The 22,999-nt window shown below is 72.2% G+C and carries 17 protein-coding genes; 9 read left to right on the forward strand and 8 right to left on the reverse strand.

The annotated features are described in order from the left end of the window. Nucleotides 1-130 precede the first annotated feature (130 nt). From ABZW11_RS27205 to ABZW11_RS27215, 3 genes are read right to left on the reverse strand one after another with little or no spacing between them, the layout of a single operon-like run. Nucleotides 131-916 carry an enoyl-CoA hydratase/isomerase family protein gene (locus tag ABZW11_RS27205; RefSeq protein WP_355422569.1) on the reverse strand — a complete coding sequence of 262 codons (786 nt, stop codon included), beginning with the start codon at nucleotides 914-916 and terminating at the stop codon, nucleotides 131-133. Further along, on the reverse strand, nucleotides 913-1,830 hold the full coding sequence (locus tag ABZW11_RS27210; protein ID WP_355422572.1) for an alpha/beta hydrolase: 918 nt from the start codon (nucleotides 1,828-1,830) through the stop codon (nucleotides 913-915). Before ABZW11_RS27210 ends, ABZW11_RS27205 begins: the two co-directional genes overlap by 4 nt. Nucleotides 1,831-1,840: 10 nt before the next feature. Next, nucleotides 1,841-2,527, reverse strand: coding sequence for a gamma-glutamyl-gamma-aminobutyrate hydrolase family protein (locus ABZW11_RS27215; protein WP_355422574.1), 687 nt, complete (start codon nucleotides 2,525-2,527; stop codon nucleotides 1,841-1,843). A gap of 497 nt (nucleotides 2,528-3,024) precedes the next feature. Here ABZW11_RS27215 and ABZW11_RS27220 point away from each other — a divergent pair, with 497 nt between their 5' ends. Both ABZW11_RS27220 and ABZW11_RS27225 read left to right on the forward strand, forming a co-directional pair. Beyond that, on the forward strand, nucleotides 3,025-4,143 hold the full coding sequence (locus ABZW11_RS27220; RefSeq protein ID WP_355422577.1) for a globin domain-containing protein: 1,119 nt from the start codon (nucleotides 3,025-3,027) through the stop codon (nucleotides 4,141-4,143). Between the two features lie 76 nt (nucleotides 4,144-4,219). Further along, on the forward strand, nucleotides 4,220-5,668 hold the full coding sequence (locus ABZW11_RS27225; RefSeq protein WP_355422580.1) for a sialidase family protein: 1,449 nt from the start codon (nucleotides 4,220-4,222) through the stop codon (nucleotides 5,666-5,668). Here ABZW11_RS27225 and ABZW11_RS27230 read toward each other — a convergent pair. Next, a complete protein-coding gene (locus ABZW11_RS27230) occupies nucleotides 5,655-6,467 on the reverse strand; it encodes a helix-turn-helix transcriptional regulator (protein ID WP_355422583.1) in 813 nt (270 codons plus the stop codon). The two genes, ABZW11_RS27225 and ABZW11_RS27230, sit on opposite strands and share 14 nt — an antisense overlap. A gap of 141 nt (nucleotides 6,468-6,608) precedes the next feature. On the opposite strand from ABZW11_RS27230, the gene ABZW11_RS27235 reads away from it, so the two are divergent. Together ABZW11_RS27235 and ABZW11_RS27240 are read left to right on the forward strand one after the other, a co-directional pair. Continuing rightward, complete coding sequence (locus ABZW11_RS27235; RefSeq protein WP_355422586.1) at nucleotides 6,609-7,688, forward strand: exo-alpha-sialidase; 1,080 nt, start codon at nucleotides 6,609-6,611, stop codon at nucleotides 7,686-7,688. A gap of 3 nt (nucleotides 7,689-7,691) precedes the next feature. Beyond that, nucleotides 7,692-8,000, forward strand: coding sequence for a molybdopterin synthase sulfur carrier subunit (locus ABZW11_RS27240; protein ID WP_345403508.1), 309 nt, complete (start codon nucleotides 7,692-7,694; stop codon nucleotides 7,998-8,000). A 10-nt stretch (nucleotides 8,001-8,010) separates the two neighbouring features. Here ABZW11_RS27240 and thyX read toward each other — a convergent pair whose 3' ends face one another. The 4 genes from thyX to ABZW11_RS27260 form a co-directional block, all read right to left on the reverse strand. Next, on the reverse strand, nucleotides 8,011-8,793 hold the full coding sequence (gene thyX / locus ABZW11_RS27245; protein ID WP_355422589.1) for an FAD-dependent thymidylate synthase: 783 nt from the start codon (nucleotides 8,791-8,793) through the stop codon (nucleotides 8,011-8,013). A 139-nt stretch (nucleotides 8,794-8,932) separates the two neighbouring features. Then, nucleotides 8,933-11,566: a M4 family metallopeptidase gene (locus ABZW11_RS27250; protein WP_355422592.1), complete on the reverse strand. Its 2,634-nt coding sequence runs from the start codon at nucleotides 11,564-11,566 to the stop codon at nucleotides 8,933-8,935. Nucleotides 11,567-11,872: 306 nt separating this feature from the next. Continuing rightward, nucleotides 11,873-13,051, reverse strand: coding sequence for an amidohydrolase family protein (locus ABZW11_RS27255; protein ID WP_355422595.1), 1,179 nt, complete (start codon nucleotides 13,049-13,051; stop codon nucleotides 11,873-11,875). Between the two features lie 45 nt (nucleotides 13,052-13,096). Further along, the gene (locus ABZW11_RS27260; RefSeq protein WP_355422598.1) at nucleotides 13,097-15,223 is read right to left on the reverse strand and encodes an anthranilate synthase component I; all 2,127 of its coding nucleotides are present in this window, start codon (nucleotides 15,221-15,223) and stop codon (nucleotides 13,097-13,099) included. A gap of 284 nt (nucleotides 15,224-15,507) precedes the next feature. On the opposite strand from ABZW11_RS27260, the gene ABZW11_RS27265 reads away from it, so the two are divergent. The 5 genes from ABZW11_RS27265 to ABZW11_RS27285 form a co-directional block, all read left to right on the forward strand. Next, nucleotides 15,508-16,686: a cytochrome P450 gene (locus ABZW11_RS27265; protein ID WP_355422601.1), complete on the forward strand. Its 1,179-nt coding sequence runs from the start codon at nucleotides 15,508-15,510 to the stop codon at nucleotides 16,684-16,686. Between the two features lie 36 nt (nucleotides 16,687-16,722). After that, on the forward strand, nucleotides 16,723-17,322 hold the full coding sequence (locus tag ABZW11_RS27270) for a helix-turn-helix domain-containing protein (RefSeq protein ID WP_355422603.1): 600 nt from the start codon (nucleotides 16,723-16,725) through the stop codon (nucleotides 17,320-17,322). A 154-nt stretch (nucleotides 17,323-17,476) separates the two neighbouring features. Next, nucleotides 17,477-20,974 (forward strand): S8 family serine peptidase, encoded by a 3,498-nt coding sequence (locus ABZW11_RS27275; RefSeq protein ID WP_355422606.1) that lies wholly within the window; start codon nucleotides 17,477-17,479, stop codon nucleotides 20,972-20,974. Nucleotides 20,975-21,062: 88 nt separating this feature from the next. Beyond that, nucleotides 21,063-22,652, forward strand: a complete 1,590-nt coding sequence (locus tag ABZW11_RS27280) for a CocE/NonD family hydrolase (protein ID WP_355422609.1) — start codon at nucleotides 21,063-21,065, stop codon at nucleotides 22,650-22,652. After that, nucleotides 22,634-22,999: HTH domain-containing protein (locus ABZW11_RS27285; protein ID WP_355422611.1), on the forward strand; the 366-nt coding region annotated here is incomplete at its 3' end. The genes ABZW11_RS27280 and ABZW11_RS27285, both read left to right, overlap by 19 nt.

Here is a 22,999-nt window from a genome sequence, read left to right on the forward strand (position 1 = left end):
TGCGATGGACGCCCGGGCTCCGGGTGCCGGGGCGGCGTTCTCGGCCTCGGCGGAAAGCGGCCCTTCGACGTCCACGCGCCCCGACTACCCGAGGGCGGGGGAAGCACACCAGCACGGTGAAAAGCCGGGGTCAGCCGAACGCGGGCGGCCGCTTCCCGCGCAGGGCGCGCACGCCCTCGGCGGCGTCGGGCCCGGTGAAGCCGAGGAACTCCATGGCCAGCGAGGCGTCGAAGGACGGGCCGGCCAGGCGCAGCCAGTTGTTGAGCGAGTATTTCGTCAGCCTGATCGCGTCTTGGGCGCCGGCGGCGAGCCTGACCGCGATCTCCATCGCCTTCTCGTGCACCTCGTCGTCCTCGACGCACAGGCTCACCAGACCCATGCGCTCGGCCTGCTCTCCGGTGACCGGCTCGCAGAGCAGCAGGTGGTATTTCGCCTTGGCCATGCCGCACAGCAGCGGCCAGACGATGGCGGCGTGGTCGCCGGCCGCGACGCCGAGCCTGGTGTGGCCGTCGATGATGCGGGCGGTGCGGCCGGCCACGGAGATGTCGGCCAGCAGCGCGACCGCGAGCCCGGCGCCGACGGCGGGGCCCTGGATGGCGGAGACGATGGGCTTGGAGCAGTTGAGCACGTTGTAGACGATGTCGCGGGCCTCGGTGAACACCCGCATCCGGGTGTCGTGGTCGCGCATCATCTCCTCGATCATGGACAGGTCGCCGCCGGCGGAGAACGCGGCGCCCTCTCCCCTGACCACGATCGCGCGTACGGACGCGTCGCGGTCGGCGTCGCGCCAGATCTCGCCCAGCTCGCGGTGCGCGGTGGCGTCGACGGCGTTGAGCCTGGCGGGCTCGCTGATCGTGACGCGGAGCACGCCGTCGGCGGGGGTGTCGAGCCGCAGCTTGGTGTAGGCGTCCTTCACAGGTGCTCCCGCAGCCGCTGCGCCACGTAGTCGCGGGCCTCGACGGCCTGGTCGAACAGGCCGGGCAGGACGAAGAAGCCGTGGATGGCGCCGTCGTACCTGCGCAGCTCGGCGGGGACGCCCGCGTCGGCGAGGCGGGCGGCGTAGCGCTCGCCCTCGTCTCTGAGGACGTCGTACTCGGCGGTGACCACGGTGGCGGGGGCCAGGCCAGAGACGTCGGGCAGGCGCAGCGGCGACAGGCGCGGGTCGGCGGGGTCGACGTCGCCGGCGTATCGGCTGACGAACCAGGCCACGTCGGCCGCGTCGAGGCCGTAGCCCTTGGCGTTCGCGGTGTAACTGGGGGTGTCCATGGCCGCGTCGAGCAGCGGGTAGACGAGCACCTGGTGGGCCAGGCGCAGACCGGCGTCGCGGGCCTGCCAGGCGGCCACGGCGGCCAGGTTGGCGCCGGCGCTGTCGCCGATGACGGCGACGCTGCCGTTGCTCTGGTAGAAGGCCGGGCGGGCGAACAGGTCGCGCACGACCGTCCAGGCGTCGTCGGCGGCGGCGGGGAACGGGTGCTCGGGCGCCAGCCGGTAGTCGACGGAGACCACCACGGCGCCGGTGCGGATGGCGAGGTCGCGGCCGATCGCGTCGTTGCGCTTGACGCTGCCGAAGACCCAGCCGCCGCCGTGGAAGTAGACCAGGACCGGCAGGGGCGCGTCGCCAGGGTCGGCGCGGTAGATGCGGATGGGCACGCCCTCGGCCACCTCGTCGCGGACGAACGGCAGCTTGGTCAACGGCCCCCGGTGGACGGCCATGGGGTCGGTCGCGCGCATCTCCTGGATGGCGGCCAGGTCGAGACCGGCCAGCCCGTCGTCGTCGGAGCCGGCCTGGAACTGGGCGACGTAATCCTGCGCCTGGGGGTGCAGCGGCATGATCAGCAGCCTAGCGGGCCGCCTCGATGAACGCATCGAAGAGCCGGGTGTCGGTGCCGCGTTCGGGGTGCCATTGGACGCCGACGCCGAAGCGGTGTCCCTGCAGCTCGACGCCCTCGACGATCTGGTCCTCCGCCCAGGCCACGGCCAGCAGGCCCGTGCCGAGCCCGCGTACGGACTGGCGGTGGGGCGCGCTGACCTCGACGCGGTCGCCGACGGCCTTGCCGAGCTTGCTGGTGACGCTGACCTGGATGACGTGGCCGCCGTCGGGCTCCGCGTGGCGGTCGCTGTCGAGGACGTCGGGCAGCCACGGGATGAGGGTGCCGCCCTGGGCGACGTTGAGCACGTGCATGCCGCGGCCGATGGCGAGGATGGGCACGTCGGCCCGGATGGCGGCCCTGGCCAGGGCCAGCTCGAAGCGGTCGCGGTGGGGCTGCGGCTCGTCGGCCCTGGGGTCCTGCTCGCCGTTGTAGGTGTCGGCGGCCAGCTCGGCGCCGCCGGCCAGGACGACGCCGCGCAGGCCGCTGACATAGTCGTCGACCGCGCTGGGGGCGATGGGCGGCAGCACGACGGGCGCGCCGCCCGCCCGGCCGACCATCTTGGCGTAGGAGGGGGGAGACAGCACGGCCTCGCGTACCCAGTCGCCCCAGCGGGCGGCCTCGAAGTAGGCGGTGACGCCGATCAGCGGTCGGGACATGCGATCTCCCAAGGGCATGGTGGAGTTCGTACGGCCGCCCTCCGCCGAGATGCGGGGGCGGCCCCATGCACTCCCCCATCATGGCGCACAGTCTTTCCGATATGTCACCCCTCCCGAAGATCCCCTCGTGCGGCTTGCCTCCCGTCCGACACCTCCTTCCCGGGTTGTCCGGTTAGCCGGGCGCATCCCGCCGGAAGGGCGAGGAGCATCCCGCAAAACGCGCATTTTTCGTTACTCAATATGAAAATTAGTTGTTTTCATATTCGACGACCGAAATCTCAGCGATCCCGGGCGCGGAGAATCACGGAACCATTACTGATAGTTCGGCTTCACACCGTATTGGGGGGAAACGGTTGTGGCGGGTCATCGCGGGTGTAAGACTCGATTTCGAGCGTACGGACATGCCGGGGAGGGGTCCCGCGCTCACGACCCGGAACGTCAGGGAGGTGAACGGCGAGACCGGAATGCGTTTCCGGTCAAGGGGTGGGGTTGTTTTCATGTCGTTGAATCCGCGCCTGGTGAAGGAGAGTTTCTCCCTCGTCGAACCCGTGGCCGCCAAGGCCACGGCCTACTTCTACGGCCGCTTGTTCGCCGAGAACCCGCACTTGCGGAGCATGTTCCCGCCCGCGATGAACGTGCAGCGGGACCGGCTGTTCAGCGCGTTGACCAGGATCGTGTGGAGCCTGGACAGCCCGGACGGAATGGCGGCCTACCTCGGTCAGCTCGGCCGCGACCACCGCAAGTACGGCGTCGTCGCCGAGCACTACACGGCCGTGGGCAACGCCCTGCTGGCCACGATCCGCCGCTTCGCGGCCGACGTCTGGAACGACGAGATCGAGGCGGCCTGGGTGGCGGCGTACTCGGCGGCCGCCAATCTCATGATCGGCTCGGCCGAGTCCGACTCGGGGGTGTCCCCCGCGTGGTGGCTGGCCGAGGTCGTCGACCACGAGCTGCGCCACCGCGACATCGCGGTCATCACGTTGCGGCCGGCGCAGCGGCTGCCGTACACGCCAGGCCAGTACGTCACCGTGCAGACCGCGCGCTGGCCGCGCGTGTGGCGGACGTTCTCCATCGCCAACGCGCCGCGCCCGGACAACATGATCAAGCTGCACGTGCGCTCGGTGCCCGGCGGCTGGGTCTCGACCACGCTGATCAGGCACACCCGCATCGGCGACACGCTCATGCTGGGCCCGCCCATGGGCTCGATGACGCCGCGCGAGCACAGCGTGCGCGACGTGCTGTGCGTGGCGGGCGGCACGGGACTCGCGCCGCTGAAGGCGATCGTGGAATCCATCATCGCCTCGGGCCGCCGCCCCAACATCCACCTGCTGTACGGCGCCCGCACCTCGGGCGAGCTGTACGACCTGCCGGACCTGATCAGGATGCAGTCGTCGTTCCCGTGGCTGCGGGTGCTGCCCGTGGTCTCGGACGAGCCGGGCTACGAGGGCATGCGCGGCCACCTGCCCGAGGTGACCCAGCGCTTCCATTCCTGGTCGGAGCACGACGTGTACGTGTGCGGCCCCTCCAGCATGGTCAACGAGACCGTGCGCCGCCTCCAGGGCGACGGCGTCCCGCTGGCCCGCATCCACCGGGACGCCGTGCACGGCGAACGCTGACACTCGTGATCGAAAGGTTGACAATCGGGCGTGGAAGAGGCCATCTGGAGGGTGACCCCCCACGCGGAGGTGGAGCGTGCCCCTTCCCGCCCGGCGCCGTACGATCGGCGTGCTCGTCGCCCTCGTGGCCGCGGCGTCACTGATCGCGCCGGCTCCCGCCACGGCGTCCGAGGCGGTCCCCCTCACCGAGATCGGCCCCGAGATCAGCGCCACCGCGCCGCGGCCCGGCCCGCAGGGCGGGGCCGACACCTACCAGTGGGGCGAGGTGATCGTGGCGGCGCACCAGACGGGCCGGTCGTCCGGCGGCGGCGCGGCCGGCATCGCGTACGCGATGTCGGGCGACGGCGGCGCCACCTGGAGCAGGGGCACGCTGCCCGGGCTCACCACGGCGGCGGGCGGCGTGCACGCGCGCACCGCCGACCCCTCGGTGGCCTACGACGCCCCGCACGGCGTGTGGCTGATCACCTCGATCGGGCTCACAGAGACAGGCGGGGCGACCGGCGGGGTTACCGGGGCGGCCGTGCTGACCAGCCGCTCCACCGACGGGGTGGCGTGGTCGCCGCCGGTCGTCACCGCCGTGGGCGGCGACCTGGACAAGAGCTGGGTGGTCTGCGACAACGGGGACGGCAGCCCGTATCGGGGGCAGTGCTACGCCGTGTTCGACGACCACGCCGTGGCGAACGCGATCAGGGTGGCGCGCTCGGTCGACGGCGGCCTGTCCTGGACCGTCGCGGTCACCAGAGCGAGCGGGCTGGGCGGGCAGCCGGTGGTGCGGCCCAACGGGACCGTCGTGGTGCCGTACCTGAGCAACGACGGAGAGATCCGCTCCTTCCGCTCTCGCGACGGCGGGGCGAGCTGGAGCGAGAGCACGCTGGTCTCGCGGGTGGAGCGGCACACGCCGGCGGGCGGGCTGCGGGCGTTACCGCTGCCCTCGGCCGAGACCGACGCCGCCGGCACCGTCTACGTCGCCTGGCACGACTGCCGCTTCCAGCACGGCTGCGCCGGCAACGACATCGTGCTCAGCACCTCGGCCACCGGCGAGCGGTGGGGCGACGTGCTGCGGGTGACCGGCGACGGCGGCGACCACGTCATCCCCGGGCTCGGCGTGGACCGCGCGAGCAAGGGCGAGCGGGCGCGGCTCGCGGTGACGTACTACCGCTACGCCGACGCCGCCTGCGTGCCCGCCACCTGCCGCCTCACCGTCGGCCACACCTCCTCGGCCAACGGCGGGGCGAGCTGGTCGGCGCCGCTGGAGCTGCACGGGCCGATGGCGGTCGGTTGGCTGCCGGTCACCGGCCAGGGCAGGACGGTGGGCGACTACATCTCCGTCTCCGTCGTGCCGGGCGGCAACGCCTTCCCCGTCTTCGCCGTCGCCGCGCCGCCCGCCGAGGGCCTGCCCGACGTCCGCACGCACACCGTCACCGGCGGCCTGCCGATCGTGCCAGGCCCCGCGCCTCTCGCCTCGATCGAGGCCGCGGTCGCCGCCGGCGAGCCGCCGCCCGCGCTCCCCCTCACCGCCCGCTGACGCGGAACGCCGCCGCCGTCTCCTCGTCGGCCGGCCAGAACGTCTCGATGGCCAGCTCGGAGACCGTGACGTCCATCGGCGTGCCGAAGGTCGCGATCGTGGTGAACAGCGACAGCACCCGGTCGCCCGCGGCGATGCGCAGCGGGATGAGGAGGTCGGACGGCCCCGTCAGGTGCGCCACGTTGGTCTCGACGCCGGCCCTGTCCTTGTAGGTGTACGCGGCCAGCTCGTCGTGCAGCTCGGCCAGCCGCCCGTCGCCCGACGACTCGGCCTGGCGGCGCAGCTGGCGCAGCAGGTGGCCGCGTACCTCGGCCAGGTTGAGCAGCCGCCCGCCCATCGCGTCGGGGTGCAGCGACAGCCGCATCACGTTGACCGGCTCCTTCAGCAGCTCATCGGGCACGCCCTCCAGGAACATCCCGGCCGCCGCGTTGGCCGCCACCAGGTTCCACGCCACGTCCACCACGACCGCCGGATACGGCTCGTGCCCCGCCAGGATCGTGTCCAGCGCCTGCCGGACGGCCTGCAGCTCGGGCGCGCGCACCTCGCGTTCTGAATAGACCGGGGCGAACCCGGCGGCCACCAGCAGCCGGTTGCGGTGCCGCAGCGGCACGTCCAGTTCCTCGGCCAGCCGCGTCACCATCTCGCGGCTCGGCCTGGCCCGCCCGGTCTCCAGGAAACTGACGTGGCGGGCCGACACCCCCGCCTCGATGGCCAGGTCGAGCTGGCTCACCCGGCGCCGCTGCCGCCACGAGCGCAGCAGCGAACCGAAGGACTCCTCATGTACGGCGACCGCTTCCATGCCCCTCACGGTAGCGATCGGAGGGAAGCGTCTCGATTACCCCCCACGTAAGCGAGACGCTTGCGAGCGGAATCGCCCAGTCCTCGGTAACTGTCGGTGGCTCGTGGCACGATGACCGCAAGCGAACATGGGAGCGAAGTCATGAGTGACGCAATGCTCGCGGTCGGCACCCGTAAGGGCCTGTTCCTGGCCCGCTCGACGGGCGGCGGCCCGTTCGAGGTCCAGCCGATCCAGTTCTCCACGGTCGCCGTGCACTCGGTGGCGATCGACACCAGGGGCGCCACGCCCCGGCTGCTGGCCGGCATCGAGTACGGCCACTTCGGCCCGTCGGTGATGTACTCCGACGACCTCGGCGCCACCTGGCACGAGGCCGACCACCCGCCCGTCGCCTTTCCGGAGAAGACCGGGGCGACGCTGGCCAAGGTCTGGCAGCTCGCGCCGTCGCCGTCCGAGCCCGACGTCGTCTGGGCGGGGGCCGAGCCGGCCGCGCTGTTCCGTTCGGAAGACCGCGGCGTCACCTATCGGCTGGTCGAGGGCCTGTGGGAGCATCCGCACCGCGAGCGGTGGGAGCCGGGCGGCGGCGGATTGTGCCTGCACACGATCGTCAACCACCCCACCGACCCCGAGATCATGGCCGTCGCCGTCTCGGCGGCCGGCTTCTACCGCACCCGCGACGGCGGGCTGTCGTGGGAGGCGGCCAACGAGAACATCAGGGCCCCGTTCATGCCGGAGGGACAGCAATATCCTGAGTTCGGGCAGTGCGTCCACAAGGTGTCGATGCACCCGTCCCGGCCCGAGCGGCTCTACCTCCAGCACCACTTCGGCGTCTACCGCAGCGACGACTTCGGGGCCAGCTGGCGCGACATCGGCACCTCGCTGCCGTCCGACTTCGGCTTCCCCATCGCGGTGCACCCGTCACGGCCCGACACGGTCTACGTGCTGCCGCTCCACGCCGACATGGACCGCACGCCGGTCGGCCACCGCTATCGCGTCCACCGCAGCGACGACGGCGGCGCCACCTGGCAGGCGTTCTCCCAGGGGCTGCCCGACGAGCCGGTCTACTCCACCGTGCTGCGCGACGCGATGACCGCTTCCGACGCCGGGGTGTTCTTCGGCACCCGCTCAGGCGAGGTCTACGGCTCGCGCGACGACGGCCAGACGTGGTCCACGGTCGCCCGCCACCTGCCCGACGTGCTCACCGTGCGTGCGGCGGTGCTCTAGATCATGGCCAGACCGGTGACGATGGTCGTGTTCGTGCTGCCCAGCTCGCTGCGGCGGTGGGTGAGCGGGCGCCAGGAGGTCGCGGTCTTCGCCGTGGGCGACGACCGCGACTCGCCGCCCACCCTGCGCTCGGCGCTCGACATGCTGCGGCGCACCCACCCCATGCTGGAGGAGCGGCTGCGCGACGAATACGGCCGCATCCGCCGCCACATCAGCATGTTCGTGTGCGGGGAGAACTCCAGGGGGCTCGGCGGCCTCGACTGCGCCATGCCCCCGGGCGCCGAGGTCTACGTGCTGCCGGCCCTCGCCTGATCCCCCAGGGTCAGACCTTGCGCCAGCCGGGGATCCAGGCCCCGTCCTCGACGACGTAGTCGCCGAAGAGGGCGGGGGCCTCCTCGCGCATCAGCTCGCCGATGCGCTGGAACAGCAGGCGGATCTCCTCCTCCGCGCCGGCCGCGGTGCGGGCCTCGATGGTGTGCCGCAGGGTGCGCACGTTCGCTGTCCACACCAGGCCGGTCGCCACGCCCTCAGGGGCGAAGCGCCGCATGAACGACGTGCGGTGCTTCTTCTCGGAGAACGGAACGCCCTCCTCGTCGAGCCCGAAGTGGCCGGCCATCCAGATCTGGAACCGCTCCAGCTCCTCCAGCACGGCCGTGGCCCGCCGCATCAGCTCGTCGTCCGCGCGCGCCCACTCCGGGAACCAGAACGGCAGCTCGTCGAGGCGGACGAAGCGCAGTGACTCCTGCGAGATGGCCACGCCGGGCCGGTGGCGTACCAGCTCGTGGGTCAGCACCCGGCTGACGTCGTGCAGCACGAAGCTGAAGCTCACGTGTTCGAGGACCGAGCCGTGGGCGCTGGCCAGGATGTTGCGCAGGTAGTCGTCCTGCTTCTCCCTGATCTTCGTCACGTTGGGGTTGAGGCCCGGCTCGAACGAGCGGTAGCAGAGCCGGCCGGCGAATTCCGCGAGGTTCTGCGCGTCGAGGTCGCCGCGGTCGAGCCGCTCCAGCCAGCTCTCCCCGCCGACCTCGGCGAGGTAGCGGGCCAGCTCGCCGTAGTCGAGCGCCGGACGGGCGACGATGAAGACCTCGGGTTCGGCAGTGCGCATGGGAGCCCCCGCTCGGTTGCCGCAGTGAGACGCCTGACCAGGGCTCGGTGCCCGCCGCCCCCCTCGCGTGGTGCGGCGGGCGCCTGCCCAGGTCAACCCGCGTGCGCGGGCCGTCGCCCGGCGGTCACCTGGCCCGGCGTCACGAGCCGGTACGGCAGCGCGGCGCGGGCCTGTCGCGGGTCACCAGGTCGGTGTTCCCGTCGGTGCCGTCGAGCCAGACGACGGTTCTGCCCTCTCCGGAGGCGAAGTAGTCCTGGAATCCCCGGTTGCACGAGTAGCGCTGCGGGGCCCCGCCACCGAGCGGCACCTGGTGGATCTTCGGCAGGATCGCGTTCGAGATCCCGGTCCCGCTGCCGTCGGGCCACACGCCGATGGTGGCGACCTCGTCGTTGGCGTCGAACCAGTTCGGCCCGGGCGCCTGCGGGCCGTCCTGCACGACGACGGCCCTGCGGGTGCCGTCGGGTGCGGCTCGCATGACGCCGTAGCGGCCGTCGTCGTCCGCGTCGTACGTCCAGACGAGGTGACGGCCGGTCAGGATCGGCCTCGCGGTCCACGAGCCGGCCGGCATGGGAATGACGGTCTCGGCACCGGTCCTGAGGTCGACGACGGCGGGTGCGCTGCGCAGCGCGCCGTCCTCCGTCCAGTACCGCTCGTAGGCGAGCCTGCCGCCCTTGAGCGACGGCGAGAACCCGTGCACGGCGGCCTCCGCGGTGACCTCGACGGGCGCCGCGGAGCCGCGCTTGACCCAGACCCCGTGCTCGCCGTCGGCATCGACGCCGTCCCACACGATCGTGTCGCCGTCGATCGCCACCGAGTCGACGAGGCTCGGGGCCTCGAAGACGAGCTCGGGCGGCGAGCTGCGGTCGAGCGGGCGGACGTGGACCTGGTAGTGCTCCTGCGCGGCGTCGAACGAGGTCCACGCGGCCCGCCTGCCGTCGGTGGCCGGGACGGAGTTCCACCGCTCGCCCTCCGACAGCCGCACCGGCTTGCCGCCGCCGATCCGGCCGGTGAGGATCACGCTCGGCGACAGGGCGTCGGGTGAGGTGTTGGAGATGACGTACCGGTCGCCGGCCACGTCGGGGCGCGCGAGGCGGTCGGTGATGCCGTCGATCAGCACGCGCGAGTCGGTGCGCAGCGCGCGCTCCCAGCCCGGCCTGATGCCGTGCCGGTCGAACGCGCGGGCGACGGTCAGCTTGTCGCGGGCGGACATGCCGAGCGCGCGGGCCGCCGACTCGACGGCGCGGCGGCCGTCCACGAAGTCGTCCAGCGGCGTCATGTACTCGGTGAGCGCCTTGTAGACGAGCCGGTCGGCGACGGCGCCGCCCAGCGTCTCCCTGACGTCCCAGAGGGCGCCGGAGAAGATCGTGGAGTTGTAGTGCACGCCGCCGTTGTCGTAGCCGACGGTGAAGCCGAGGTAGTCCTCGCCGGCCACGCGGCCGTCGTCGAGGTCACGGCCGGCGCACTCCTCCGGCGGGGCGGTCTTGCACAGCGTCTCGCCGAGCAGGCTCGCGTTCGGGTCGCTCATCGGGATGCCGTACGTGTCCACCTGGATGGCGTTGCCGAAGTAGTCGGCCAGGCCCTCGTTGATCGCGCCGGACTGGCCGATGTAGACCAGGTCGGCGCTGTGCGTGATGACGCCGTGGGTCATCTCGTGGCCGACGACGTCGAGCGCGGCGGCGAAGGAGTGGTAGTCGCCGCCTCCGCCGTAGACCATCTTGGTGCCGTCCCAGAAGGCGTTGGTGTACGGCTCGCCGTCCGCCGTGACGTTGACCACCGAGTACATGGTGCCGCCCTGCCCGTCGAGCCCGTCGCGGCCGAGCCCGCGGTAGTACTCGTAGACCTGCCCGGCGCTCCAGTGGGCGTCCACGGCGCCGGTCTCGGTGTGCTCGGGGCCGAAGGCGGGGGTGGCGGAGCGGACCAGTTCGGTGCCCTCCGGGATGCCGGGGGCGAAGAAGTCGAAGAAGGTGCGGCCGGCGGCGTCGTAGGTGAGAATCTCGCCGTCGGTGCCGTCCCACATCGGGCGGGTGCGGTCACGCAGCTCGTAGCCGCCGTCTGCGCGCTCGTAGGCGTTCAGCTCCACGGTACGGCCGTGCGCGGTCCGCCCGCTGCCGGTCACCGGGCCCTCCATGCGCAGGCGGTCCACGGCGAACAGGGGGCGGCCTGAGTGGGCGTCCACATACGCGTCGAGCAGCAGCGGCCTCTTGGCGACCGCGTCGCGGCCGGTGAGCACCACGTGCCAGGCCAGCTGGCCGGCGCCGCTCGGCACCACGACGAGCCCCGCGGCCTGGGCGGTGGCGCCCTCGCGGGACCGGTGGTCGCGGATCATGGTGGTGTGGGCGATCCGCGCGGCGGTCTTCCCGGTGACGGTGGGGGTGGTGGAGACGGTCAGCTCGGTGAGGAAGCGGCCGCCCGCGCCGACCACCTCGCGCCGGTCGCCGTCCTTACGGAAGTGCACCAGGTAGTGGGCGCCGAAGACGGGCACGCCCCGGTGGCGCTGGGCGAACCTGACCGTCTCGTCGGCGCCGTCCACGACCGTCCTGAGCGGGGCCAGGTCGGCGGGGTCGAGGTGGTAGCGGGGGTCGGCCAGGTGCGCCTTGGCGGCGGCCACCGGGTCGCCCGCCTGCGCGGGCTCGGACAGGCCGTGCACCTCTGCCGGGGCGCGGGTGCCCGCACGCTGCTCCACCTCGGGCGGCGGGTCGTCGGCCGCCGCGGTGCCCGGCACGGCGAGCGCCAGGCATAACGCGGCCACGAGGGTGATGGGACGCCAGGACACGGCACCTCCAAGGGGTAGGTTTGTCTGGCGCCACCGATCATGACAGCGATATTGACAAATCGACAAGAAACGATGGGGCTGTTTATAAGACGGGAAATTTGGATTTTTGTTCGGGTATTTCACCCCGGGAGCCCCGCACGGCGCCCGGAGAAGGCCGGCGACCTGCTCAAACGGTCGGCGAAGAAGACGTCGTGCGGCAATGCGCCTGACAGCGCGAAGCGCTGTGGAATGCGGCTTCGCTGCGCGCCGGACGGCGTGCGGCGGAAGCCGCTCAGGGGGCGGGCGTGGGTGGTGCGTGCGCAGCCGTCAGAGGCGGTAGATGCGGCGGGCGTTGCCTGAGCCGATCATGTGGGCGATCCTGGAGGCGTCGGCGGTGCTCCACTCGCCCGAGTCGATTCTGGTGGACAGGGCCCGGGACAGGGCCCGGCGGTAGGTGAGCGCGCCCAGGTAGGCGGTTTCGGCCAGGCCGCAGGCGCCGGAGCTGAACAGCTGCTTGTGGAACGGGGCCAGCTCCAGCAGCTCGTCGATGACGCGGGCCGCGGCGGCGGTGTGCGGCGGGGCGAGGCCGACGTCCACGTACACGTGCGGGAAGGCCGCCGCCAGGTACGCGGCCTGGCGGTGGAACGGGTAGCTGTGCAGCAGGATCATCGGGACGCCGAGCGGCTGCAGCGCGCCCGCGAACGCGCTCAGCCTGGCCGGGTCCGCCCGATGCGGCTCGCCGAGCGGCCCGCCGAGCCCACCGGTGAGGACGCCGCCGAGGCCGCTTCCGAGGCCGCAGTGGAACTGCAGGGGGAGGCCGCGTTCTCTGGCCACGTCCACGGCGCTCCAGACCAGGTAGTGGACCAGGACCGGGTCGGTGAGCGGGGGCTTGGGGTCGGCGAGGCGGCGGTTGGCGGCGGCGATCACGGCGCCCCGGGCGGGCCTGGACGGCTCCAGGTCGAGGCCGCACAGCGCGCCCGCGACGGTCTTGAGCCCGACCGCGCGCGCCGCCCTGGCGGCGAGCTGCTCGCCCAGGTCGTCGAGGTAGTCGACGGCGAGCTGGGCGGAGGCGGCGACGTCGCGTTCGATGTGCTCGACGCGGACGAGCTCGTCGGCGGCGGCCCCGCCGTGGCGGCCCATCTCGGTGGCGCTCAGCAGCTCGCCGTCCTGCGAGGCGGAGTCGACGAGGAACGCCACCACCCCGGCCCCGGCCAGCAGCCGCCGGTTGACCTCGCCGGCGCCCAGCTCCTCGCGGCGGGCCAGGTAGACGGCGGGCGGCGCGTGCGGCTCCAGGTCGAGCAGCGGCCCGCACCACCGTCGTACGGCGACGCCGAGCGGCGTGTCGAAGTGGGTGGTGCCGGGCGGCGCCGGGCTGCCGGCCCCGCTGATGAGCAGCTCGAAGCCGGCCCTGCCGAGGTCGTCGCGCCGCACCCCGTGGCAGTGGTGGTCGACGAGCGGGGCGAGCAGCGCGTCACGCACCGTGCCTGGCAGGTCTACGGGGAGCATGCGGAGACTCTAGGGGAGCCCCGCACGCCCCCGCCCGGGTTTTACTCATCTGCGGGCGAGCCGCAGGACGTTCGAGATGATCTTGGCGCCCGCGTTGCCCTCCTGGGTGAGGATCGACTCGGGGTGGAACTGCACGGCGAAGCGCCGCCGCGCGGCGTCCTCGATGGCCATGACGTTGCCGTCGGGTGTGAGCGCGGTGGGGGTGAAGCCGACCACGCCGGGCCGCTTGGCGTGCAGGGAGTGATAGCGGGCCGCGGTGAACTCCTCGGGCAGCCCCTCCAGCAGCGCGCTCTCGGACACCCTGGAGACCCGGCCGCGCTTGCCGTGCTCGGGGTAGTCGAGCAGCTCAAGGGTGCCGCCGGCCTGCTCGACCATGGCCTGCAGGCCCAGGCAGACGCCGAAGACGGGCAGATCGCGGGCGTAGACCTCGTCGAGCAGCGCCGACATGCCGAAGTCGGTCGGCCAGCCGGGGCCGGGCGAGAGCACGACCAGGTCGGGCGCGATCTCGTCGATCATGTGGGTCGGGAAGCCGTGGCGCAGGGTGACGACGTCGGCGCCCTCCTGGCGGAAGTAGTCGGCCAGGGTGTTGACGAAGGAGTCCTCGTGGTCGACGAGCAGGACCTTCATGCCGAGGCCCGGCTGCTGCCTGGTCTCGGCGACCGGGACGGCGCCGGGCTGGTTGACCGCGGCGAGCGCGCCGAGCAGGGCGCTGGCCTTCAGCTCGGTCTCGCGCTCCTCGGAGTCGGGGTCGGAGTCGAACAGCAGCGTCGCCCCTGCCCTGACGGCGGCGACGCCGTTCTTGATCTGTGCGGTACGCAGGGTGAGCCCGGTGTTCATGGACCCGTCGAAGCCGATGAAGCCGATGGCGCCGCCGTACCAGCGGCGGGTGGTGGCCTCGTGGTCCTCGATGAACTGCATGGCCCACGTCTTGGGGGCGCCGGTGACGGTGACGGCCCACATGTGGGTGAGGAAGGCGTCGAGGGCGTCGAACTCGGGGCGCAGCCGGCCCTCGATGTGGTCGACGGTGTGGATGAGCCGGGAATAGAGCTCGATCTGGCGGCGGCCGATGACCTTGACCGTGCCGGGGACGCAGATGCGCGACTTGTCGTTGCGGTCGACGTCGGTGCACATGGTCAGCTCCGACTCCTCCTTCACGCTGGACAGGAGGGTGCGGATGGCCTCGGCGTCCTCGACCGGGTTGCGGCCGCGGGCGATGGTGCCGGAGATGGGGCAGGTCTCGACGCGGTCGCCGGTGACGCGGACGTACATCTCCGGTGAGGCGCCGACGAGGTGCTCGCCCTCGCCGAGGCTGATGATGAACTCATACGGGGCGGGGTTGCTGGTGCGCAGGCCGCGGTAGAAGGCGGACGGGTCGGTGCAGGTGGCGTGGAAGACCTGGCCGGGCACGACCTCGAACAGGTCGCCGCGCTTGAACTTCTCCTTGGCGGCGGCCACGACCTTGGCGTATCCGCCCTTCGGCGGGTTGGGCGGCACCTCGGCGGGCGTGACGGGCGGGGCGGTGGCGCCGGTGCGCTCGAGGCCGCGGGTGGTGGCGCCGTCGACGGTGAACTCGTAGCGGTGCTCGAAGCTGCTCTCGCGCTGGCGGTCGATGACCACGAGCCGGTCGGGCAGGTGCAGCACGAGGTCGCGCTGGTCGTCGGGGCGGACGAGCTCCTGCCTGATGGGCTCGAACTGGAAGGCCAGGTCGTAGCCGAAGGCGCCGTAGAGGCCGAGGTGCGGGTCGTCGCCCTTGAAGGCGGCGATCACCTCGCGGATGGCGGTGAACACGGTGGGCCTGCGGCTGCGCATCTCCTCGGGCAGCAGGTCCTCGGACTCGGGGACGTGGACCTCGACCCGGTCGGCCGTGGGCTCGGTGACGGGCTTGCCGGCGGCCAGCAGGCACGTGGTGATCGCGGGCAGCACGACGCGGCCACGCTCGTTGAGCGCGGTCGCCGAGATCGTCCGGCCCTTTGCGACGATCTCGAGGCACGGATCGACGTAGCCGAACGCCCATCGGCTGTAGCGGCCCGGGTAGTCCATGCCGGAGGAGAACGCGCCGCCGCGCCGCTCCGACAGCGCCGTCACGATCTCTTCGAGTGCGGCCTCGTCCACCTCGCGTGTCTCGCGCTCGACACCGATGCCCCCGGCAGTGGTATATCCGCTCTTCTCCACTTCCTGCCCCTTCAAATGATCGAGCCCCGGGGGCGGACACGAGAAAGGCCGCCATCCGGGGCGGCCGTCCGTTGTGGAATGCGAAACACGCGCCGCCTAGAAGCGGCGCCACCACTGGAGCTGAGCGTGATTTCGCATGTGGTCAAGGTTAACCCCCCGACCATGATCGCGCAACGCGCCCCCTACCGGTGTGGCGCACCTGGCACACTACCCCCTCTCATCGGACGGCCTTTCTATTTCAATACAGAGCAGTACTGTATCGTTCCTTGGTGAAGGGAGACCCCATGACCGAGACGATCACCATGCCCGCAGGGCGGCCCACGCCGTTCGACCCGCCGGCCGAGCTGGCCCTGCTGCGCGAGCGCGGCCCCATCGTTCCTCTCGCCTATCCCGACGGGCATCAGGGGTGGCTGGTCACCGGCCACGCCCTGGCCCGCGAGGTGCTGGCCGACCCGCGTTTCAGCGCCCGTTCCGAGCTGCGGCACCTGCCCATCGCGTCGGAGGCGGCGCAGGGGCGGCCCGCGCCGCCCGGGCTGTTCGTCGCGATGGACCCGCCGGAGCACACCCGCTACCGCCACCTGCTCACCGGGGAGTTCACCGTACGCAGGATGCGCCGGCTGACCGAGCGGATCGAGGAGGTCACGCGGACGTGCCTCGACGCGATGGAGCGGCAGGGGCCGCAGGCCGACCTGGTGGCGGCGTTCGCCGCGCCGATCCCCGCGGTGGTGATCTGCGAGCTGCTGGGCGTGCCCGAGGCCGACCGGCCTGCCTTCATCGCGCAGATGACCAGGCTGAGCGGTTCTGAGCTGACGGTCGAGGAGAAGTACGCCTCGTTCGCCGCCGTCCAGGGGCAGATCAAGGAGCTGGTGGCGGCCAAGCGGGCGGCGCCCTCCGACGACCTGCTCAGCGGGCTGACCCGCGGCGACCTCGACGACGACGAGCTGGCCACGATCGGGTTCATGCTGCTGGGCGCGGGCCTGGACACCACCGCGAACATGCTGGCGCTGGGCACGTTCGCGCTGCTGGAGCATCCGGGCGCGGCGGCCGCGCTGTTCGAGGACGTGGACCAGGCGGTGGAGGAGCTGCTGCGCTACCTCAGCATCGTGCCGTTCCTCGTCCGCACCGCACTGGAGGACCTCGACCTGGGCGGCGTACGGGTCGCCAAGGGCGAGTCGGTGACCGTCTCGCTGGCGGCGGCCGACCGCGACCCCGGCCGCTTCCACTCGCCCGATCTGCTCGACCCGTCCCGGCGCTCCGGGAGCCACGTGGCCTTCGGGCACGGTGTGCACCAGTGCCTGGGCCAGCAGCTGGCGCGGGTGGAGATGCGGGTGGCCTTCCCCGCGCTGTTCGCCAGGTTCCCCTCGCTGCGGCTCGCGGTGCCGGCGGCGGAGGTGCCCCTGCGTACGGACATGGCGATCTACGGCGTGCACCGGCTGCCCGTCGCCTGGGACGCGCCTCAATAGACTCCTGCGAGACGACGGGACGCTGACCGGAGGGGCATGATCGACGACCAGGCGCCGCAGGTGCGGGCGGCGGGCCGGCCGCGCAGCCAGGAGGCCGACCTGGCCATCCTGGCGGCCGCGCTCGACCTGCTGATCGAGCAGGGCGCCCAGCAGACCAGCATCGAGCAGGTGGCGCGGCGGGCCGGGGTGACCAGGGCGACGGTCTACCGCAGGTTCGCCGACAAGACGGCGCTGCTGGTGCGCACCCTGGAATGGGCCAACCACGACGACGACCCGGCGCTGACCGGCTGGCCCGACCTCGAGGCGATGTTCGCCGACTGGGGCCGCTACCTCGCGGTCCCCCGTAACAGGCGGTTGCTGCGCCGCCTGTACGGCAGCCGCGACGACTACCCGGAGCTGCTGGACACCTACAGGAAGGTCAACGGCGGGCGGCGCGCGGCGGCGGTGCGCGAGGTGCTGGTGCGCACCCGCGACCGCGGCCGCCTGCCCTCCGAGGTGGACGTGGACGTCGTGCAGGAGGTGCTGACCGCGGCGGTCATGCTGCACGTGGGCCTGGGTCCGGACGACGACGCCCCGGAGCGGATCGCGGCGCGCTTCATGGCCATCATGGCGCAGTTCGGCCACCGTTCCCCGTGAGACGGCTGGGGTTACGGACAGTTCGCCTGACCAGATTACATTTCTGTCCGCAAAGTAACTTTTTGCGACACCTATTGCTTTCCCGACATGATCACTTCACTCTTCTCGACAGAGGCGTGAAGATCAAGCCTTCGCCCGTCGAGAAGGAGAGCACGTGCCCCAAACCCCCCGCTGGCGGATGATCCTCACGGGGATCGTCGTGGCCGCCACCGGTCTGCTGGTCCCGCAGACCGCGGCACAGGCGGCGCCAGAGTCCGACAAGATCGACGCCGCCGTGCAGGCGCGGCTGGCGCAGGACGACAAGGCCACCTTCTGGGTCAGGATGAAGGGCTCCGCCGACCTCAGCGGCGCCCGCAGGGCCGCGACCAAGGAGCTGAAGGCCGAAGCCGTCTACGAGGCCAAGAGCGAGCGGGCGAAGTCCTCCCAGGAGGGCTTACGCAAGTTACTCGACGCCCGCAAGGCCGAGTACACGCCTTACTGGATCGTCAACGCGGTCAAGGTGACCGCCGACGAGAAGCTGGCCGGTGAGATCGCCAAGCTGCCCGAGGTCGAGCGCATCCAGCCGATCCGCCGGCTGGACGTGCCGAAGCCGGACGAAGGCCAGGCGCAGAACCGGGTGAACGCCGTCGAGTGGAACATCGACCGGGTGAACGCCCCGCGCGTCTGGGAGGAGCTGGGCGACCGCGGTGAGGGCATCGTGGTGGCCAACATCGACACCGGCGTGCAGTTCGACCACCCCGACCTGGCGGCCACCTACCGGGGCAGGAACCCCGACGGCAGCTACAGCCACGACTACAACTGGTTCGACCCGGCCCGCGTGTGCCCCTCGACCGCGCCGTGCGACAACAACGGTCACGGCACCCACACGATGGGCACGATGGTCGGCGCGAACGGCATCGGCGTGGCGCCGGGCGCGCAGTGGATCGCGGCCAAGGGCTGCGAGCTCAACACCTGCACCGACGCCTCGCTGCTCGCGGCCGGCCAGTGGATCGTGCGGCCCACCGACCTGAACGGCGACAACCCGCGCCCCGACCTCGCGCCGGACATCGTCAACAACTCCTGGGGCGGTGAGGGCTTCGACCCCTGGTACAAGGAGGTCGTCGACTCCTGGATCGCCGCGGGCATCTTCCCCGCCTTCTCCAACGGCAACGAGGGCCCGTCCTGCCGCTCCAGCGGCTCGCCCGGCCAGTACGTGTCCGCCTACAGCGCCGGCGCCTTCGACGTGAACAACGCCCTGTACGCCCGCTCCAGCAAGGGCGAGGGCGAGAACGGCGAGATCAAGCCGAACATCGCCGCCCCCGGCGTCAACGTGCGCTCCTCGGTGCCCGGCAACGGCTACGACTCCTACACCGGCACCTCGATGGCATCGCCGCACGTGGCCGCCACGGTGGCGCTGATCTGGTCGGCGGCCCCTGGCCTGACCGGCGAGATCGAGACCACCAGGTCGCTGCTCGACGGCACCGCCGTGGACACCGCCGACACCAGCTGCGGCGGCACCGCGGCCGACAACAACGTGTGGGGCGAGGGCAAGCTCGACTCCTACGCCGCCGTCCAGGCCGCGCCCAAGGAGGGCCTCGGTGACCTGTCCGGCACGATCACGGCCGGCGGCGAGCCGCTGTCCGGCGTGACGGTCACCGTCACGGGCCCGCTGACCCGCACGGTCACGACCGGCGCCGACGGCACGTACGCGCTGCCCCGCCTGCTGCCCGGCGACTACCGGCTGACCGCCGCCAAGTTCGGCTACGCCGAGGCCACGGCGGACGTGACGATCACCGCCGAGCAGGCGGCCACCTCCGACCTGACCATGACGGCCCAGGCGAACGCCGTGGTGTCGGGCACGGTCAGCACGACGGGCACGCCCGAGGCGGGCGCCACCGTCACCGCCGCGGGCACGCCGGTGAGCACGGTGACCGACGAGGCGGGCCGCTACAGCCTGACGCTGCCGCACGGCTCGTACGAGCTGACCGTCACGCCCTCCTCGCGCTGCTCCAGCACCGCGACCGCGGAGATCACGCTGGACGGTGACCTGACCAAGGACATCGAGCTGCCGCTGCGCGGCGACAACTTCGGCTACACCTGCGCCTCCGGCGCGCAGGCGTACGTCGAGGGCACCCAGAAGCTGGCGCTGACCGGTGACGACGAGGCCGTGCAGGTGACGCTGCCGTTCCAGGTGCCGTTCTACGGAACCGGCCAGAGCCGGGCGTGGGTCGCCACCAACGGCTTCCTCACCTTCGCCACCGACCGGGCCACCGCCGCGGGCAACGTCCGGCTGCCGGCGAGCAGCACACCGAACAACGCGGTCTACCCGTACTGGGACGACCTCATCGTGGACGCCCAAGGCGGCGTCTACACGGGCGTGACGGGCACGGCGCCGCACCGGCAGTTCGTGGTCGAGTGGCGCAACGTCAGCTTCTACAACGAGACCGCGCAGCGAGTGTCGTTCGAGGCGCTGCTCGGTGAGGACGGCTCGATCGCGTTCCGGTACAAGGACATCGAGAGCGAGCGCGACAAGGGCCTCAGCGCCACCATCGGGGTCGAGAACGCGGCCGGTGACGACGCGCTGCAGTACTCCTACCAGGAGCCGGTGGCCGCGACCGGGCAGGGCCTGACCTTCACGGCCAGCCGGCACGGCCTGGTCGTCGGCGCCGTCACCGACGCCAACGACGGCGAGCCCATCGCCGGTGCGACGGTGAAGGTGGGCGACGTGGCCACGTTCACGACCGGCGAGGACGGCACGTTCTACGGGCAGGTGCTGGCCGGCGACTACGACGTCGAGGTGTCCAAGGAGCACTACGGCACCTTCACCCAGCCCGTCACGCTGGCGCCGACCACGGTGACGCGGGTGGACACGGCGCTGGTCACCGGCCGGGTGAGCGCGTCGTCGGCGGAGCTGACCGTGGTGCAACCGGCCGACACCACCCGCAAGCGCACGATCGAGCTGACCAACCTCGGGGCGGCGACGCCGTACACGGTGACCGGCGACTCGTGGTTCACGGTGTCGCCGGCGTCCGGGCAGCTCGCCAAGGGGCAGAAGGCGAAGCTGACCGTGGAGGTGTCCAGCGCCGGGGTGGCCGCGGGCACGTACCGCTCGGGCACGCTGCTGGTGAAGTCGGCCAGCGGGCGGCAGCCGACCATCGAGGTCGCGGTGACCGTCGTGGTGCCCAAGCTGCAGGTCGCCGTGGACGTCGGCGCGAAGCGGAACACGGTGGACGCCGCCGGTGACACCTGGACGCCCGACAGGCAGTACAGCACCGGCGGTCACGGCTACGTGGCCGGCAGGAACAAGACGCTGAGCACGTCCAAGAGCATCTCCGGCACCACCGACCAGACGCTGTTCAGGACGGCGCGAGAGGACATGCTGGAGTACCGCTTCGACGACGTGCCGAACGGGACGTACACCGTCGAGCTGAACTTCGCCGACCTCGAGCGCACGCAGATGGGCAGGCGGGTGTTCGACGTGCTGGTCGAGGGAGAGCTGGCGATCCCGGCGCTCGACCTGGCCCTGGAGGCGGGCACGTACACGGCGGTGAGCAGGCAGTACACGGTGCGGGTGACCGACGGGCAGCTCAACGTGCGGTTCGCGGCCCGGCAGGGCTCGACGCTCGTCAACGGGCTGCGCATCTCGGAGCGTCCCGACAAGGCGGCATCCTAGGGGGCCCTGGTGGTGCGCCCCTGAGATGACCCTGATGTGCGCCGCCCCGGGCTACTCGCCCGGGGCGGCGTATGTTACTGGTTGGTATATGAGACGCGTGCGGATCAGACGCGACCTTCCCGTGCCGATGCCCGACGGCGTGAGGCTGCTCGCCGACCACTACGCGCCGCCGCACGGCGGTCCCGCCCCCGTCGTGCTCATGCGCTCCCCGTACGGGCGGCGCGGCATGCTCGGCTGGTACTACGGGCGCGGCTTCGCCCGGCAGGGCCTGCACGTCGTCATCCAGAGCTGCCGCGGCGGCTTCGGCTCGGGCGGCCTGCTCGACCCGCTCGGCGACGAGCACGACGACGGCCTGGCCACCATCGCCTGGCTGCGCGAGCAGCCCTGGTACGGCGGCTCGTTCGCCATGTTCGGCCCCTCCTACCTGGGTTACACGCAGTGGGCCGTCGCGCCCTTCGCCGGCCCCGAGCTGAAGGCGATGGCCACGCAGATCACCGCCTCCCAGTTCAGGGACGCCGCGTACCTGGGCGGCGCGTTCGCGCTGGAGTCGACGCTGAGCTGGACCACGCTCACCGACGGCATGTCGCGCAGGTTCGGCGGCGCCTCGGTGCTGACCGCGCCCCGCCTGACCCGCCGCGCGGTGCTGTCGGGGCGGCCGGTGGCGGAGCTCGACCTGGTCTCGGCGGGCCGGCCGCTCCGCTTCTACCAGGACCTGCTCGCCCATCACGCCGACCCGGCGGTCCCGTATTGGCACAAGCGGGATTTCTCCGCCAAGGTGGGCAAGGTGGAGGCGGCGGTGACGATGCTCGGCGGCTGGTACGACGTGTTCCTGCCGTGGCAGCTCAAGGACTACGCGGCGCTGCGGGCGGCCGGGCGGCGGCCGTACCTGACGATCGGCCCCTGGTACCACATCGACGCCAGGCACGGCCGCGCCACCATGGAGGAGGCGTCGGCGTGGTTCCGCGCCCACCTGCTCGGCGACCGGTCGCGGCTGCGGCCCGACCCGGTGCGGATCCACGTGACGGGGGCGGGCGAGTGGCGCGACTACCCCGACTGGCCGGTGCCGGGCATGCGGGAGACGCGCTGGCACCTGCGTGAGGGGTTCGGGCTCGGGCCGGACGGGCCGCTGGAGGGCGGGCCCGACCGGTTCCGCTACCGCCCGGACCACCCGACGCCGCGCATCGGCGGGCCCGTGCTGCTGGGCGACTCCAGGCCGCGCGACCAGCGGCGGCTGGAGGAGCGGCGCGACGTGCTGGTCTACAGCTCCCCCGCGCTGCGCTCGGCCGTGGAGGCGATCGGGCCGGTGCGCGCCGAGCTGTACGTCCGCTCCAGCACGCCGTACGTGGACGTGGTGGTGCGGGTGTGCGACGTGCATCCGGACGGGCGGTCGTACAACGTGTGCGAGGGGGTCAGACGCCTGGGGCCTGGGGCCACCGACGAGGACGGCGTGCGGCGGGTCGAGGTGGACCTGTGGCCGATCGGGCACCGGTTCCGGCGCGAGCACCGGATCCGGCTGCACGTGGCGGCGGGGGCGTACCCGACGATCGCCCGCAACCCCGGCACCGGCGAGCCGCTCGGCTCAGGGGGCGGCCGGATGGTGCCGGCCGACGTCGAGGTGTTCCGTTCGCCCGGGCGGCCGTCGGCCGTGGTGCTGCCGCTGTGCGCGCCGCGCGGCTGATGTCGCTGGTCCTGCTGCTGCAGGCCAGGGGCGGGATGACGGCGGCCGAGCTGGCCAAGGAGCTGGAGGTCTCCGAGCGCACGGTGCACCGCGACGTGCTGGCGCTGTCGGAGGCGGGCGTGCCGGTCTACGCCGATCGGGGGCGCGGCGGGGGGTACCGGCTGCTCGACGGGTACCGTACCCGGCTGACCGGGCTGGACAGGGCCGAGGCCGAGGCGCTGTTCCTGTCGGGCGTGCCGGCGGCGCTGCGCGAGATGGGGCTGCAGGACGTCGCGGCGGCGGCCCGGCTGAAGGCGGCGGCGGCGCTGGCCCCCGCGCTGCGTGACGCGCCCGCGACGGCCGCGCAG

The sequence above is a fragment of the Nonomuraea sp. NPDC004580 genome, assembly GCF_040609855.1.
Taxonomy (GTDB): Bacteria; Actinomycetota; Actinomycetes; order Streptosporangiales; family Streptosporangiaceae; genus Nonomuraea; species Nonomuraea salmonea.

Coding starts and splice junctions, on each gene's coding strand:
- ABZW11_RS27210 (WP_355422572.1), bottom strand. CDS start 1,830: ATGCCGCTGCACCCCCAGGCGCAGGATTACGTCGCCCAGTTCCAGGCC.
- ABZW11_RS27215 (WP_355422574.1), bottom strand. CDS start 2,527: ATGTCCCGACCGCTGATCGGCGTCACCGCCTACTTCGAGGCCGCCCGC.
- ABZW11_RS27220 (WP_355422577.1), top strand. CDS start 3,025: ATGTCGTTGAATCCGCGCCTGGTGAAGGAGAGTTTCTCCCTCGTCGAA.
- ABZW11_RS27230 (WP_355422583.1), bottom strand. CDS start 6,467: ATGGAAGCGGTCGCCGTACATGAGGAGTCCTTCGGTTCGCTGCTGCGC.
- ABZW11_RS27235 (WP_355422586.1), top strand. CDS start 6,609: ATGAGTGACGCAATGCTCGCGGTCGGCACCCGTAAGGGCCTGTTCCTG.
- ABZW11_RS27240 (WP_345403508.1), top strand. CDS start 7,692: ATGGCCAGACCGGTGACGATGGTCGTGTTCGTGCTGCCCAGCTCGCTG.
- thyX (WP_355422589.1), bottom strand. CDS start 8,793: ATGCGCACTGCCGAACCCGAGGTCTTCATCGTCGCCCGTCCGGCGCTC.
- ABZW11_RS27255 (WP_355422595.1), bottom strand. CDS start 13,051: ATGCTCCCCGTAGACCTGCCAGGCACGGTGCGTGACGCGCTGCTCGCC.
- ABZW11_RS27265 (WP_355422601.1), top strand. CDS start 15,508: ATGACCGAGACGATCACCATGCCCGCAGGGCGGCCCACGCCGTTCGAC.
- ABZW11_RS27270 (WP_355422603.1), top strand. CDS start 16,723: ATGATCGACGACCAGGCGCCGCAGGTGCGGGCGGCGGGCCGGCCGCGC.
- ABZW11_RS27280 (WP_355422609.1), top strand. CDS start 21,063: ATGAGACGCGTGCGGATCAGACGCGACCTTCCCGTGCCGATGCCCGAC.